This is a genomic window from Ruegeria sp. BG8 (assembly GCF_056538325.1).
In genome coordinates this window covers 234480-249431 of the sequence record NZ_JBQFSZ010000001.1, presented here as the reverse complement: position 1 = coordinate 249431, position 14952 = coordinate 234480, and the positions used below count along the sequence as shown (strand labels likewise).

The 14952-nt window shown below is 54.9% G+C and carries 13 protein-coding genes; 3 read left to right on the top strand and 10 right to left on the bottom strand.

All coding sequences use genetic code 11. The features are described 5' to 3' along the window. Positions 1-20 precede the first annotated feature (20 nt). A complete protein-coding gene (locus ACR0DG_RS01295; RefSeq protein ID WP_480693626.1) occupies positions 21-995 on the bottom strand; it encodes an HAD family hydrolase in 975 nt (324 codons plus the stop codon). A 62-nt stretch (positions 996-1057) separates the two neighbouring features. Further along, positions 1058-2668, bottom strand: coding sequence for an arylsulfatase (locus tag ACR0DG_RS01290; RefSeq protein ID WP_480693625.1), 1611 nt, complete (start codon positions 2666-2668; stop codon positions 1058-1060). Between the two features lie 199 nt (positions 2669-2867). Here ACR0DG_RS01290 and ACR0DG_RS01285 point away from each other — a divergent pair, with 199 nt between their 5' ends. Then, on the top strand, positions 2868-3548 hold the full coding sequence (locus tag ACR0DG_RS01285; protein ID WP_480693624.1) for a Crp/Fnr family transcriptional regulator: 681 nt from the start codon (positions 2868-2870) through the stop codon (positions 3546-3548). A gap of 3 nt (positions 3549-3551) precedes the next feature. On the opposite strand, the gene ACR0DG_RS01280 is transcribed toward ACR0DG_RS01285, so the two are convergent. From ACR0DG_RS01280 to ACR0DG_RS01245, 8 genes are all read right to left on the bottom strand, one after another. Further along, positions 3552-4778 (bottom strand): hypothetical protein, encoded by a 1227-nt coding sequence (locus tag ACR0DG_RS01280; RefSeq protein WP_480693623.1) that lies wholly within the window; start codon positions 4776-4778, stop codon positions 3552-3554. Next, positions 4775-6280, bottom strand: a complete 1506-nt coding sequence (locus tag ACR0DG_RS01275) for a VWA domain-containing protein (RefSeq protein WP_480693622.1) — start codon at positions 6278-6280, stop codon at positions 4775-4777. The genes ACR0DG_RS01280 and ACR0DG_RS01275 overlap by 4 nt, the downstream gene beginning before the upstream one ends. Beyond that, entirely contained in the window at positions 6277-7260 is a 984-nt protein-coding gene (locus tag ACR0DG_RS01270; protein ID WP_480693621.1) for a VWA domain-containing protein, read from the bottom strand. Before ACR0DG_RS01270 ends, ACR0DG_RS01275 begins: the two co-directional genes overlap by 4 nt. Further along, positions 7257-7730 (bottom strand): DUF4381 domain-containing protein, encoded by a 474-nt coding sequence (locus ACR0DG_RS01265; protein WP_480693620.1) that lies wholly within the window; start codon positions 7728-7730, stop codon positions 7257-7259. Before ACR0DG_RS01265 ends, ACR0DG_RS01270 begins: the two co-directional genes overlap by 4 nt. Next, positions 7727-8674 (bottom strand): DUF58 domain-containing protein, encoded by a 948-nt coding sequence (locus ACR0DG_RS01260; RefSeq protein ID WP_480693619.1) that lies wholly within the window; start codon positions 8672-8674, stop codon positions 7727-7729. The genes ACR0DG_RS01265 and ACR0DG_RS01260 overlap by 4 nt, the downstream gene beginning before the upstream one ends. An 18-nt stretch (positions 8675-8692) precedes the next feature. Beyond that, positions 8693-9670 carry an AAA family ATPase gene (locus ACR0DG_RS01255; protein WP_480693618.1) on the bottom strand — a complete coding sequence of 326 codons (978 nt, stop codon included), beginning with the start codon at positions 9668-9670 and terminating at the stop codon, positions 8693-8695. A 95-nt stretch (positions 9671-9765) separates the two neighbouring features. Next, positions 9766-10878, bottom strand: coding sequence for an acetoin utilization protein AcuC (locus ACR0DG_RS01250; RefSeq protein ID WP_480693617.1), 1113 nt, complete (start codon positions 10876-10878; stop codon positions 9766-9768). Between the two features lie 3 nt (positions 10879-10881). Next, complete coding sequence (locus ACR0DG_RS01245; RefSeq protein ID WP_480693616.1) at positions 10882-11967, bottom strand: AI-2E family transporter; 1086 nt, start codon at positions 11965-11967, stop codon at positions 10882-10884. 163 nt (positions 11968-12130) lie between these two features. On the opposite strand from ACR0DG_RS01245, the gene ACR0DG_RS01240 reads away from it, so the two are divergent. Together ACR0DG_RS01240 and ACR0DG_RS01235 are read left to right on the top strand one after the other, a co-directional pair. Beyond that, a complete protein-coding gene (locus tag ACR0DG_RS01240; RefSeq protein WP_480693615.1) occupies positions 12131-12997 on the top strand; it encodes a YihY/virulence factor BrkB family protein in 867 nt (288 codons plus the stop codon). A 23-nt stretch (positions 12998-13020) separates the two neighbouring features. Continuing rightward, positions 13021-14892, top strand: coding sequence for a multiheme c-type cytochrome (locus ACR0DG_RS01235; protein WP_480707022.1), 1872 nt, complete (start codon positions 13021-13023; stop codon positions 14890-14892). Positions 14893-14952: the final 60 nt, after the last annotated feature.

Sequence of the window (14952 nt, the reverse complement as noted above, 5' to 3'; positions counted from 1 at the left end):
GGTTAGATGTCCCGATCTTTCTATTCGGACCCAGTGTAGACGCGTTTCCAATCCTCGGCCATATCGACGATGACCCAGCCCATGTCAGGACCTTTGTCCAGCCCGTCGACTAGTTTTCCAATCGGGCTTTCCCTGTCATAAGCCCATTCCCGATCACTGTCCGTATGGTGTACCAAAATGCCCAATCGGGGCCCGTCACCGGCTGTGGTCCACTCGAGCATGGCAAAGTCCCCGTCCGAGTTGCCCCCGGCCAAAATCGGACGCCGACCAATCGTACGTTCGATGTTAATCGGCTTGCCTTCCTTGTCGTCTATGAAAGCAATTCCCGGCGCTTTCACGATTGTGGGGGTTCCGTCGCTGGTTTCGTATGTTGAATCGCCATAAGTGCCCAACACTTGTTCGGGTGGAATCCCATATGCCTCTTCCGCAAAAACACGCATGAAGTGCAGACCGCCCCCGGAAACGATGTACGTGCGAAAATCTTCATCCCTCAGATAGCGCAGTAGTTCGACCATCGGCTGATACGTCATTTGGTCATACGGAAGCTCGGTTTTCGGGTGACGTGCCGTCATAAGCCAATCCGCGACTGAGACTTGAAAAGCTTCCACGCTCATACCCGAGTGGGAGGCGTTGATAACCTCTATCAAGGCGTCATGTCCTCCATCCACAATTGCCTGAACGTCACCCTTGGCGGCGGCTTCAAGGGTCGGTGAACTAAGGATAGAGGGGTCCGCTTCTGCAAGCTCGGCCAGCCGTTCCATCGCAAAGATCAATTGAAAATAGACCGGCTGTTCGGCCCACAACGTACCATCGTTGTCGAATACGGCGATCCGCTCAGCCGGCGTTACGTAGTCCATGTTGTTGGGGTCGGTGACGCTGCCGACAAAGTCCATGATCCGCGATTTGGATTCAACATCCTGCCAGCTGGGTAGGGGATCGGCGCAGACGGTGGCAGCAGTAATAGACAAAAGCCCTGAGAGTAGTGCGGCTTTCATATCAAATTCCTTTTGACTTAATGATGAAAAGGGCCGCGGTTTTGCGGCCCTTTGTCTTTTTCTTAGTTGTTGGTCGGGGTCGCCAGCTTTTCCATAACCTGATCCAGGTTGAAGCTTGCAGCCTTTTGACGCGGTGGGAATTCCTGGAAGGTCGCCAGGAAGTTACCGACATATTGCTGCGCGGGCACCAGGAAATACGCACGGTCCAGCAGCCAATCATAATAGGTGTTGGATGTACGATAGGCACGCTCATAGGGATCGCGTCTTAGGTTGACGATCAGCGGGATACGCAGCTCTGTCCAAGGTTCCATCCAGGCACGCAGGGTTGCCCAAGCCTTCTGCTCAAGGAAGATCAGCTTCCAATCGTCGAACCGCAGCGCCGTCAGGTCGCCATCGTCCGAGAAATAAAAGATTTCGCGGCGTGGGCCTTCTGTGGCTTCGCCGGTCAGAAGGGGCAGGATGTTGTAGCCGTCCAGATGCACCTTATAGTCGCGGCCCATTCCGGACGAGCTGTACCCGGCTTTCAGCTTTTCTTTGATGTCTGCATCACCGGCGACGGCCAGATAGGTGGGCAGCCAGTCCATGTGGTGCACGATCTCATTGGTGACCGATCCAGCTTCGATCTTGCCCGGCCAACGCACCATCGACGGGACGCGCCATCCGCCTTCCCAGTTGGTATTTTTCTCACCCCAGAAAGGAGTCGACGCGGCGTCGGGCCAAGTGTTCATGTGCGGGCCGTTGTCTGTCGAATAATGCACGATCGTGTTGTCCGCGATGCCAAGCTCATCCAGCAGGTCCAGCAATTGACCGACATGCATATCATGTTCGATCATGCCCGCTGTATATTCATCGGCCACACCACCAAAGATTTCGTTGGCCTGTGCGCGCATTTCGTCTTTGACGTGGGTGCGGAAGTGCATCCGGGTGCCATTCCACCAGACATAAAACGGTTGCCCCTGCTCATGCGCACGCTTGATGAAATCGATTGCGGCGGCAACTGTTTCTTCATCCACCGTTTCCATGCGCTTTTTGGTCAGTGGGCCGGTGTCTTCAATCGTGCCGTCGGCCTTGGACTTGATCACACCGCGTGGGCCGTAAGCTTCGCGGAAGGTCCGACCGTCGGCCAGAACCGCATCGCCCGGGTAGTCTTCGTTCTCAGGCTCTTCTTCAGCGTTGAGGTGGTAAAGGTTTCCGAAGAATTCGTCAAAACCGTGGTTTGTCGGCAGGTGTTCATCTTTGTCGCCCAGGTGGTTCTTGCCGAACTGACCGGTGACATAGCCGTGGTCTTTCAGAAGGCCAGCAATCGTTGGGTCCTCGACCTGCATACCAAGATCGGCACCCGGCAGACCAACTTTTGACAAGCCGGTGCGGAAAACCGACTGTCCCATGATGTAGGACGAGCGACCGGCGGTGCAGGATTGTTCGCCGTAATAGTCGGTGAAAATCATGCCTTCTTTGGCGACACGGTCGATGTTCGGTGTCTGATATCCCATCAGGCCCATTGTGTAGGCCGAGATATTGGATTGACCGATATCGTCCCCCCAAATGACCAGAATGTTGGGCTTCTGATCTTGCGCCCAAGCCGGAAGCGCAAGCGCAACGGCGAATGTAGCCACGGCAACCTGACGTAATTTATTACGCCAGCCGTCTGTCCTCAAACGTGGTGGTGACATTGTGTTCTCCTGATCTAGTTCAGCCGAAACGGCCCTAAGATGTATTTGAAAGAAAAAGACGGTAAGTCGTTGAAATACCGCTTTTTTGAATGCATTCGATCAGGGCAGAAACTAAGTTCAGGCCGTAGAATCGAACTCTGCCAGTCTAAGATACGAGGTGGAATTTGAATCTATCATATGATTATATTGGAAAGTACTAATGTTAGATAAAACCAATAATTCTAAGCTGTTGCAGAATACGGCTTGGTTCTCGAACCGATCTGAGCGGTTTCAGAACGATTTATTGTCATGCGGTATGGCCAAAGCGTTCAAATGCGGAGAGCCGTTGTATCACTACGGCGATCCTGTGGACGGCGTGTACGCTGTTTTGTCCGGGGGTATTCAAGTGTCCGCGCCAGCGGATGATGGTCAGGAATTTGTGGTCCACCGGGCGGGTGCCGGTTTCTGGATTGGAGACTTAGCCCTGTTCGCCGAAGAGCTCAGGCTGGTCAGCGTCGTCGCGACTGAGGACACCGAAACGCTGTTCTTTCCAATTGCACGGATAAACCGACTGGTTCAGGACCATCCGGAGTACATTCGCGATTTTTACGAGATGTCTCACCTCAACATGCGGACAGCCCTGCGCATTATTGCCAACCTTGTGGTTACTGGCGCAGAAAAACGGCTGGCGCTGCGGTTGCTGCATCTTGACGAAGGAACATGCAAGCAAGACGGTTGGATTATCGTCTCTCAGGACGAACTGGCAGAAATGGTTGCCGTGTCGCGTCCGACCTTGCACAGAAACCTTCATCGCCTGGCGGATATGGGCCTGATTGACATTGGTTACGGGCGTATCTTGATCAAGGATCGACTGGCGTTGATCTCAAGCTGCCAAACTTGAATTCTAGGGATTGAGCGGGGGAAGCTCCCGAACCGTTCGTCGGGGACGCGTTGTCAGTTTCTCGAGCGCTGCAATCGCACCGGGCCAGTCGGGCTCGGCCTCAGGAGGTTTGGCAGCGTATTTCGCAGCGCCGATCTTTGCGAGATGGGCTCCAAACGGCTCCAAATCGGTGGAACTTTCCATGCGTGATTTCCAGGTTTCCAGCGCCGAATAGGTGTCGGACAAACTGTGATCGGAGAGTGCTTTTTTAAGCTGCGCCAGCGCATAATCCGGAGACGCACGATAGGCGTTCGCGCGTTCAAAACGCCAACTTTTGTATCTGGGCAAGACTAGCTTATATGTCGCGAAACTTAGCAGTCCCAAAAGAACAATATAGGGCAGGGCGTTCAGCATTTCGCGTGGTTGAAATGCCTCCGGCGTGGGGCCGGTTAGCTGTAAATCCACCGCAGGAATGGTAATTTCTTCAACACTATTTGTGTTCAAATTGAACCAGCGCGCGGTAATCTCTGGCAGTGATGTCTGCCCTCCAGCTTGGGCAAGGTAAGTCGTTTCGTCGACGCGTTTGCCGGATAAAACACCACGGTCTTCGGACTCTGAGAACCGTGGTTCCTTGGGATAGGCGCGTAGCAAAGGATCACCCGCGTCCGGCAGCAGCGGGGGTATCAGAATGGGGCTGGTTCCCGAAATGCTTGCTGTCAGTCGACGTGTGATGGCATCTCCTGCCGTTAATTCAGTCGCGCCTTCGATCTCTTGCGTCAGTTCGAACCCGGTTGCGATGATCAGCGGATCAAGGTCGCGCGCGGCATCGGGAATGGTGGCCGTGAGGGAAATGGCCGGTATCGGTATGGATGCCTCAAGCGGGTCGTTTGTCTCTGGGTCAGCGTAAGTCACAGACACAGTTTGAGGTGCAAATTCCACAAGGCCGGGCGACAGTGGGTAGAGGCGGTAACTGCGTTGCACGCCGGACCATGTCTGCCCATCCAGAACTTCGCTTACAGGACCCGAGGCTCGTTCAGGTAAACGCACCAAAAGGTCTTCTTGCTCCAGTGTCGGAAACACTGGAGGGTTTGGCATGTAAGTCGGTACAAGAACCTTGATACGGACAATGACAGGCTGTCCAACGATGACGGTTTCCTCGACTACATCGACCGAGACGACCGGCGTTGCATCGGTCTGTGCAAACAGACAATTCGGCAAGGTGAGCAGGATCAATAAAACCGCGTATCTCATTGCGCTTGCTCCTGATTTTCCAACAAAAACCGGTTTCTCAGAAAATCCTGCATGTCTGTGTCAATTGCGCTGATCCACTGATCGGCCGAGAGAGGCTTTGCACCATCTTGTGGGGCCTGCACTGTCGTGTCGTTGCCCCGTGCTGCATCGTTGTCAAAAACGATGTCGTCGGCACCGATCCCAGCTTCTTCGCCAGTATCGGATTGTTCGCGCGTAACTTCGACATACTCCAGAATGGCTTTGGAAACCTCAAGATTATGCTGGGCCTCTGGCCATCCCGGACGGCGTTCCAATGCGGTCTCAAAAGCTGTAATCGCTGGGCGGTACTCTCTGTTTCGAATGCGTGCCATACCTTCCGCAAAAGCGGCCTCCGGAGTTGTTAGCTCTGCCAGCAAGGCGGCAGCGTCCGGGTATTTTCCAGCTTTCAACAAAGCGTAACCCCGATGATAAGGGTCTTGGAACAAGCCTACCGCACGTGCGTATTGCTTGCGGTTCATCGCGATTTGACCTTGTTGATCAGGCGTTAGAAACCAATCCTGCCAACCATCCGCCCGCGCAGGTGCTGCCGGGGACATGATTATTGCGGCCAGAAAGAGCCAGCGGATCACCCAACCTTGCCTGAACCACAGCAGTGTTAGCAAAGCTGCAGGCCAGGCCAGTATCCAGCCCCGGTCTTGCCATTCAACTCGTTCGTCATCATCAAGCGCGTTGCCGTAAGCTGTCTGGATGCTTTGGACCAGTCGATCCACGTCCTGATCGCCGTTCGAGAATGGCACGACGGTTGCATTGCTTAGCTTGTTCAACTGTAAGATCTCGGCACCATTTGGGAGCATCGTCAGAAAGAAGAGCTGCGCTGCATTAGTGTTCATAGCTTCGATTTCTGACGGGGCTATGTCATCCAGAACGAATAGGATGGAACCCGGTGCTTGGCTGGTTTCCAGTACGTCCAATCCGACCGCCAACGCATCGGCCGCGGCATCCCCGGGTTTTGGCATTACAGCAGGGGTCAGGCCTTCTAACAAAGGTTGAAGGATGTTCGCATCTTCTGTCAACGGTGCCACGCGATGCGGTGTTCCGGCGTAAGCAATCAACGCAGTTTGAGCACCTGCGCGCGCATTGATTAGGTCCGCTATCTTGAATTTCGCGCGTTCAAGTCGGGATGGCACCAAATCCGCGGTTTCCATGCTCTCAGTGACTTTGAGGGCGATAACCAGAGGGGCGGCGTCCGCCAGCAATGGATTTGGTGCGCGCGACCAAGTTGGGCCAGCGGCTGCCAGCGTAAGTAGGGCTGCCACTAACATCGAGACATCTGCTGGTGTGACCCGGCGCGCGCCATTGCTGCCGACTTGCAAAGCCTGTGCCAGATGCGGTGCAATACCGGCTTGCAAAGCCGACTGCCTAGTTGGTTTTGGTCTCATGACCCACCAAAGAAGGGCAATGGGTATCAACAGCAACAGCCATGACGGGCGGATAAAGTGAAATTCGGCAAGCGTTCCGATCATTGGACGCTCCTGCGGTGCTGGTTCACGTGCAGTGCCGAGGCGGTCAGTAGAACAAGGATCACGGCTGCCAAAAGCGGGTATTGGCCGAGGTTCTCGCGGGGGCGATAGCTTTGGGTCTCAACCACACGCGGGTTTTGTGCATCGATCTGCTGGTAAATTTGGGCAAGTGCGGCCTGATCATTGGCGAAGAAATACTGCCCGCCTGTGCGCGCGGCGATGTCCTGTAGCGCCTGTAGGTCGACACGGTCTTCGCCACTTGCATTCGGGTCTCCGACGCCAATTGTGTTTATGACAACCCCCTTGTCAGCAGCCACCGCAGCGGCGTTGACGGGCGTCATACGGCTGGACGTATCGGCACCGTCACTAAGGACGATCATCAGGCGTTGATCCACCTCGCTGGAGTCGAAGGTTCGTATCCCCAGCCCGATTGCATCGCCCAACGCGGTGTTGGCGCCTGCCATCCCAACAGCCGTCTGATCAAGAAAACCATTCAGGCTGTTTAGGTCTTCAGTAAATGGGGCCTGAACAAAGGCGCGTGTTCCAAAAATGATCAGAGCCATCCGATCACCATCGCGCGCGGCAATGAAGTCACGCAGGACGTCCTTGACGGCCTCTAAACGCTGCGTCGGAGCGCCATCGGTCGCCGCAAAATCCCTTTGATCCATAGAACCGGAAATATCGAGCGCAAGAACAACGTCGCGGGCGGATTTTTCCACGATGATCGGATCCGCCAGTCTTTCTGGTCGCGCAAGGGCCGTTACCAGTAGGCACCAGACCAAAACTACAACGGCAGTCGCAAAACCCGATCGCGACCGGATCATGGAACCGGACTGCGGCTCAATCCCGCTGGCTTGCGCGACATGGCGAAAGAACGGAATTCTGATTGCGGAAGTTTGCTCGCGGTAGGGGGGTGCCAACCAGTAGATCAAAACCGGTAAGGGCAGCATCAAGAACGACCATGGTGCAGCAAAGGAAATCAATTGGGTATTCCTTGCACTTGGTGGGTTCTGACCCAGACTTGGGCAGCTTGCACAACCTCTGTATTGGATACGGACTTTTTATAGGGTGCTTCTGTCAGCGATTGCCCGGCCGCTGCGCTGAAAGACGCCTTGGACGTGCTGTTCAGAAAGTTCACCCAGTCCGGGCCATACAGACCGGCCACGCGCGCACGCGGGTAAGCGGCCAGCGCGGTGCGGCGCAGGATTTCCGCGATTTTACCGACGTCGCCATTAGCCTCTTCGATCTGCCTAAGAGCGTGATGTCGATAGGCATTTCTGTTGCGATGTCGCCTGAGTAAGACAAAGGCAGCGGCTAGGGCACCCAATAGTAATACCAATACCACAAGCCACCCTACCGTTTGAGGTGTCATAGGAATTGGTACAGGCGGCGGAGCGGGTTCGAGCATATCCAAAAGCTCGACAAGGGTTTTGCCTTCCACGTCGACACTCATGTTCGTCCCCTGCGGTGACCAAAGAGCCGTAAGAGTTGATCTAGCGCCGGTTCTTCGGTGTTTAGCGGAACGATCGGAAACCCATATCGCTTGGACCAAACAGACAGGTTTGACAGTCTGCTGTGCAGGGCAGATTCGATGCGGCTTGTTAATTGAGGGTCATTGCCGTCGATTTCGATTTGTCGCGCGCCGTCTGACACGGTGAACTTCGCCCCCTGAGGCACGGCCTGAGCGCTCGGGTCTGATATATTAAATAATATCAGATCGTTGGAACGCGAAATTCGGCTCAATAGCCTCTCAGAATCCTCGTTTAGACCATCGAAATCCGAGAACACGCAGACAAGACCGTTGGTATGCGCGAGACGTGCGGCTTGCTGCAGGACATTGTTGAGTGTCACTGTTGGGGCCGTGCGCATCTTGGCATTCAGGCTGCAGTTCATCGCACCTATCGAGGTCAAAAACTGCATCAGGGCTTTGTTACGCCTTTGCGGGCGATGTTCGGCAAGGGTTGAATCCCCGAAAACTATACCGCCAACCCGGTCCCCTTGTCCCAGAACACGGTGGGCGGCAATGGCCGCAGCCTCGGCGGCGATTACCGATTTCATGTACACCTTGGTTCCAAAGAACATCGACACACGCTGGTCCACCAGTAAAAGCGCAGGACGGTCGCGTTCCTCGGTGTAAACGCGGACGTGGGGCTCGCCTGTGCGCGCTGTGACCTTCCAATCAATCGTGCGAATGTCGTCGCCGGGTAAATACGCGCGAAGTTCTTCGAAATTCAATCCGCGTCCGCGCAGGCGCGAGGCATGGCGGCCGTTTAGGATCGAGCGGGCCGGCTGATGCGGTAAAAGGGTAATAGCCCTGGATTTGGACCCTAGTCGCAGCAGATGTGTCGCATCCACATGGATGCGTCGGTCATCAGAGTATGCGGCGATTTGGGCCACTCAGCTGGTTCCTTAAGTTTAAGGTAACGCGACGAGGCGTAGGATTTCGGCGATGACATCATCAGGTGTTTTTCCGTCCCCCTGTGCCTCAAAGCTCAGGGTGATGCGGTGGCGGAAAACATCGTGCGCGATGGCGCGGATGTCTGCTGGATCAACATAGTCCCGCCCACTTAACCAGGCATGAGCGCGACCGCATTTGTCTAACGCCAGCGAGGCGCGTGGGCTCGCACCAATCTCGATCCAACGACCGAGGTTTTCATCAAGCTTGTCGGGCGTACGTGTCGCTTGGACAAGGTCAGCCATGTACAGGTCCATCGCATCCGAGACGTGTATTTGCCCAATCTCGGAACGGGCGGTGAAGACAACCTCCTGAGGTATGGCGGCAGGCGCTTCAGAAGACGTCGAGGTGTTAGCCGCAATTTCTTCGCCGCGGACAAGGCGAATGACCTCGACTTCATCCTCGACCGGCGGGTAGGTGATCTGGACATGCATCAAGAACCGGTCCATTTGCGCCTCGGGCAGAGGGTAGGTGCCTTCTTGCTCAATCGGGTTCTGGGTGGCCAGCACTATGAACAGCGGCTCCATTTTGTGCGTTGTGCCCGAAACAGTGACCTGTCTTTCCTCCATCGCTTCGAGCAGAGCAGCTTGTACTTTAGCCGGTGCCCGGTTGATTTCGTCAGCCAGCACGATGTTCGCGAAAATCGGCCCATGTTCAAATCGAAAGCTGCCACCGGATTCTGTCTGTTGATAGACCTCAGTCCCGGTCACGTCAGACGGCAACAGATCGGGCGTAAACTGAATACGGCTAAAGCTGGCATCTAGATTCCGTGCCATCGCCTTAACCGCACGGGTTTTCGCCAGCCCCGGCAAGCCCTCGATCAAAAGGTTACCATTTGCCAGCAAGCCAATGATCAACCGGTCAATCACATCGGTCTGGCCGATAATCGCCTGTCCCATTCGCGATTTAAGATCAACTATCTGATTATGTGCATTCATTTTTCGATCCAAACCGTGTTAGTGGGCAAGTAGTGACGTCTTGCTGAGGATTTTCTGTTGCTTAGCCGAAGGTTAGCAGGTTTGTCAAAATCGATCTACCGTCGTATGCGCTCTTTCAATTGACCCAAATCCTCTCGCAGACGTGGTCGGATTTCGCCGTGGTTGGGAAAGTCGCGCAGCGTCGTCAGCCAATTGTCCGGCGGTGCTTTTCCGGCTTTTCGGTACCACGTGAGGTCGCGTAAAACGGCCTGTGCGTCCGGTCCCAACGCATCAGGAATCTCAATCCCATTCAGCGTGGCCCAGACACCGGTCCAAAGCCGAGCGACAGACCATGGGTTATAACCGCCACCGCCCAGCACAAGGAACCGCGATGTCAGGTCTTTCAACTGACGAACAGCGTACCAGTGCGCGTTGTTGGATAAAGCCAATCTGGATAGGGGATCTTCGGCTACTGCATCTGCGCCACATTGCAGAACTATCGCTTGCGGCTCAAAGGTTTCGGTGGCTGGTATGATCAACTCGTCCAAAATTGCGTAGAACTCATCATCGTTCAAGTTACGCGGAACCGGCAAGTTAAACGCGGCTCCATCCGCGTCATCACCCAGCAAACCGGTAAAGGGCCAGCGACGTTCTTCGTGGATCGAAACCATCCGGACTTGTTGTGAGCCCCGGAACGCGACCTCGACACCGTCACAATGATGCGCGTCGATGTCGATATATACGATCCGCTCTAACCCTGAATTCAATAGGGTAAGGATTGCCAAAACCGGATCATTTAAGAAACAAAACCCATTGGCCCGGTCCGGCATGCCATGATGAGTACCACCTGCCGGGCTGTAGACGACGCCACCATCACGGATAAGTTCAGCCGCCAGCATCGAACCGCCAGCGGAGGTCGCGGGGCGCCGGTACATCTCAGCGAATACCGGGTTGGACAGAGTGCCCAGCGCGTATTTTTGTCGTGTATCTTCGGTGACAGACTGTTGAGCCTCAGCCTGTTGCAACGCATCTATATAGTCTGGGGCATGAAACGCGTGCAGTGCAGCGGGTTTTGCGCGCGGGCTTACACGGAAATTTCCGGCATCCAGCCAGCCAAGCGTTCGGCACAAATCCATAACCGTTGAAACCCTTGGAATGGCCAGAGGGTGCTTTGAGCCAAAGGTCGAGTTTCGATAAATCTCGGAACCGATGAAAATGGGGCGCTGCATTTCTTAGTTTATAGATCGCGGACTTTGGTCTTCACCCAATTTGCCGTCCAGCGACATCAATATCGCGATGGGACGCAGTGCAGGGATATGGCTGAACACGATCAGGATGCAGACAGTGAGGGGAACGCTCAGGAAAGCTCCGATCATGCCCCAGACGGTGGTCCAGAACATCAGCGCCAGAATAACCAAAAAGGTCGACATGTTCAGCGATCGGCCCAGCATTGCCGGGTCCACAAAGTTGCCAATCAGGAACTGAATGGTTCCGCATCCCAAGACGATGATCAAAAATGGCCCGATGGTTTCAAACTGCACAAGTGCGATCATCGCAGGAAACACCACGGCGATGATTGAGCCGATCGAAGGGATGAAGTTCAAAGCAAAGGTAAGAACCGCCCATGTCTCGGCATATTCCAGGCCAAGTAGCCGAAACACCGAATAGCTGATGCCAGCCGTGATCAGGCTGATAAACGTCTTTACCCCAACATAACGTTGCAAGCTGTATGAGATCGCTTCGATCACTGTTGCGAACTCAGCCCCGGTTTGCGGGTTTCCAGCGGCAAGCCGGATTTTCTTTCGAAAGGCCAGTCGCTCGGCCATCAGGAAGGCGACGTACAGGCTGATCAGAAAAAAGTGGTTGAGCAGCGACGTGGCGCTGCCCAGCATGATGCGCGCCACATAAGACATATCAATGTTGATCAGGTTATCGCGGATAAAGTTGGTAACATCATTGCCCACAAGGCCAGTTATCCGGTTTACGGCCCCGTCAAATTGGCTTTCGTAAGTGCTGATCGACCGGGCAAATTGTGTCGCCTGACTGCCGAGGATGTACATGATCATGAACAATCCGGCCAAAACGACTGTAACGCCGGCGATATTTGCCAGCCAAACAGGGGCGCGGGTGACTGAAATGACCCGGTCGCTCAGCGCCATAATCAGAACATTTATCAAAAGCGCCATGGTCAGCGGGATCAGGAATGCTGCTCCGGCATAGAGGGCAAGCACAATGAGTGTTGCGACAATCGCCGCGTCTCGTACGACCGACAGCCTCAGCCGGGGTCGAGATGCGGTTTCGTTTGGGTCAATGGTCATCAACTAGCCTGTCGCAAAACGGGTGCGGAAACGGTGCCTGAGTGCCTTGATCCTGCACAGCCTGCTGAATTATGCAATGCGTCCAACTATTTGACCAAGTTAATTTGCAGCCAGTGGGGTTTTGACGGTTCTGTGATCGCGACGGTCAGGTTAGGCTTACCCCATGAATTCCAGTGTGATTCCTTCTCTGTGGCGACCATTGCAGGCGTTGTGGTTGGCGCTTGGGCGCTTTGGTGCCAAAAACGGCTTGGTGATGAGCAGCCACGTTGCGATGTCTTTGATGATGGCGCTGTTTCCTTTTGTGCTGTTCACGGTGGCGTTGGCGGGAGCGCTGTCACAAGGCTATGTGACCGAAGAACTGATCGAATTGATTTTTGGCGCCTGGCCACGAGATGTGGCCGAGCCGATCGTCGCCGAATTGCGGGCGGTTTTGCAGCAATCAGGCTCGGGCGTCATTACACTGGGCGGGTTGTTGGCGATCTTCTTTGCTTCGAATGGCGTCGTTGCTGTGCGGGCGGCTATGAACCAAGCTTATCATGACCACGATAGCTGGCCGTTTTGGAAAACAAGACTGCTGTGCCTTGGATTGGTGATCGTGGGGGGGGCTACAATTCTGGCCATTGCGGCCGTTGAAGTCGTCTTGCCGTTTTATACCAAACTGGTCTCGGAAAGAACGGATGTGAACGTTTCCCAGTGGCTGTCAGTAGATCGGCTGAGGTGGACATTCACGGTGGCCGTTCCGGCGGGCACCGTGCTGCTTGCCCATTTGATTTTACCGACCCGACGACACTCAATACTGCAAATTTTGCCCGGCGTTATCCTGACCCTTGCGCTTTGGGCTGCAGGCGGTTGGGGGTTTTCAATTTATATAAGTCAATTCGCATCATACAGCACAACATACGCAGGTTTGGCAGGGGCAATGGCGGCTTTGATCTTCCTGTATCTCTGCGCAGCTATCCTGATCCTTGGGGCCGAGTTCAACGGCGCGTTGATGGATTTACAAAATACCGATAGTGGGATTTCGTTTTGAGGCTGCTTTGGCTCGTATTAGGCTTGGTCACGCCTGCTCTGGCGTTTGCTCAAACCCCTTCGTATATCGGATCGGATCAATGTTCTGACTGCCACGAGGCCGAGGCATCAGCTTGGGCGCAATCGCACCACGCTTTGGCTTGGACGCAATCACACAGCGGAAGTCTTGAGGCTGATTTTGACTCAACGCGGTTCGACCATGATGGGATGTCCGTCACCTTCAATAACGATGATGGTTTACGCGCAAAGGTGACAGAAAAGGACGGGGTGACAACCGAATACAGTGTTCACTCTGTCGTAGGAATTGCACCGCTTCAGCAATACCTTTTCGAAACCGAACCCGGACGTTTGCAAAGCTTTGACGTCGTTTGGGACACGGAAGAAAAGCGCTGGTTTCATTTGTATCCGGATCAGGATTTACCACCGGATGACGGATTGCACTGGACAGGACCGTATAAAAACTGGAATGCGCGCTGCGCCGAGTGCCATGCGACTGGCTTTGAAAAGAAATATGATCCTGTGTCGCGATCGTACAGTTCGCTGCAATCTGAAATCGGCGTGGGCTGCGAAGCTTGTCATGGCCCCGGTTCTGCGCATGTCGATTGGACAAAAGGTCAGTCTGTCGTTGACGGCTTGACCGAATATGGCTTTACGATGGAATGGGGGCAGGGACAGACCGAAGCCGAAATCCAGCAATGCGCCGGTTGTCATTCACGTCGCGAAGAACACGGAGACGGCAATCCGGTACCGGGAACGCCTTTCCACGATGCCTACAACCTCGCCGTGCTGCGACCAGGGCTGTATCACCCGGACGGACAGATCCTGGACGAAGTTTATGTTTATGGCTCTTTTCTGCAATCCAAGATGTACGCGCAAGGCGTCGGTTGCATGGATTGTCACGAGCCGCACAGCGCGACGCTCAGGGCGGACGGAAACGGCGTCTGTACCCAATGCCATTCGCCTGCGGGAAACCCACGGTTCCCGACGTTGGCAGCCAAGGAATACGACACAGCTGCGCATCACCATCATCCCGAAGACAGCGAGGGCGCGCAGTGTAAGTCCTGCCACATGATCCAGCGTGTCTATATGGGGGTTGATGGTCGTCGGGATCACAGTTTTCGCATACCGCGTCCTGATCTGGCACTGGGCGAAGATGCATGCACCGATTGCCATCGTGATCAAGGGCAGGCATGGGCTGCAGCGCAGTTGGAAGAATGGTTCCCCGAGTCCGTGGAACGGAAGCCGCACTACGGAACTGTCTTTAACCAGTTTTTGACCGGAGCAACCACCGATCCGGCGGCGCTTTTGGACGTGGCTATGGACACCAATCGGGCAGGAATAGTACGGGCAACCGCTGCTTATTTGCTGCAGGAGTTCGGGTCGCCGGAAATCGCCGCGCAAACCACCGGTCTTTTGTCTGATGAGGACCCGCTTGTGCGTGCGAACGCCGTTGTTTTGCAACGGTTCGCGTCGGTGCCAGAGCAGGTGCAAAGACTTACGCCATTATTGTCGGACCCTATGCGAAACGTGCGTATTTCGGCCGCCAAAGAGTTTCTGACCATCCCCCCGCAAGCGATGAGCGCGCAACAACAAGAGGCGTCTGGACAAGCAATGTCCGAGTGGCAGGGCGCATTGTCCAACCGCCTCGACTTTCCGGAAACCCATATGGTTTTGGGGGGGATGGCGCTGACATTTCGGAACGCAGAAGCGGCCGAGCGTGCCTTTAGCGAGGTTGTCCTGCTGGACCCGCAGCGCGCAGAGGCTTGGCCGATCCTGGTCCAGCTTGTACAGCTTAACAAAGGAACAGGCGCCGCGCTTAACGTGTTGCAGCAAGGGTTGTCGCGGGTCCCTGACCACCCTGGTTTGTTGCAGTTGCAAGACCAGTTGAGCCGCTGAAACGGCATGGCAACGCCTGTTTTCAGCCATTTTCAGGGCAAAATTCACCTTTAACACATA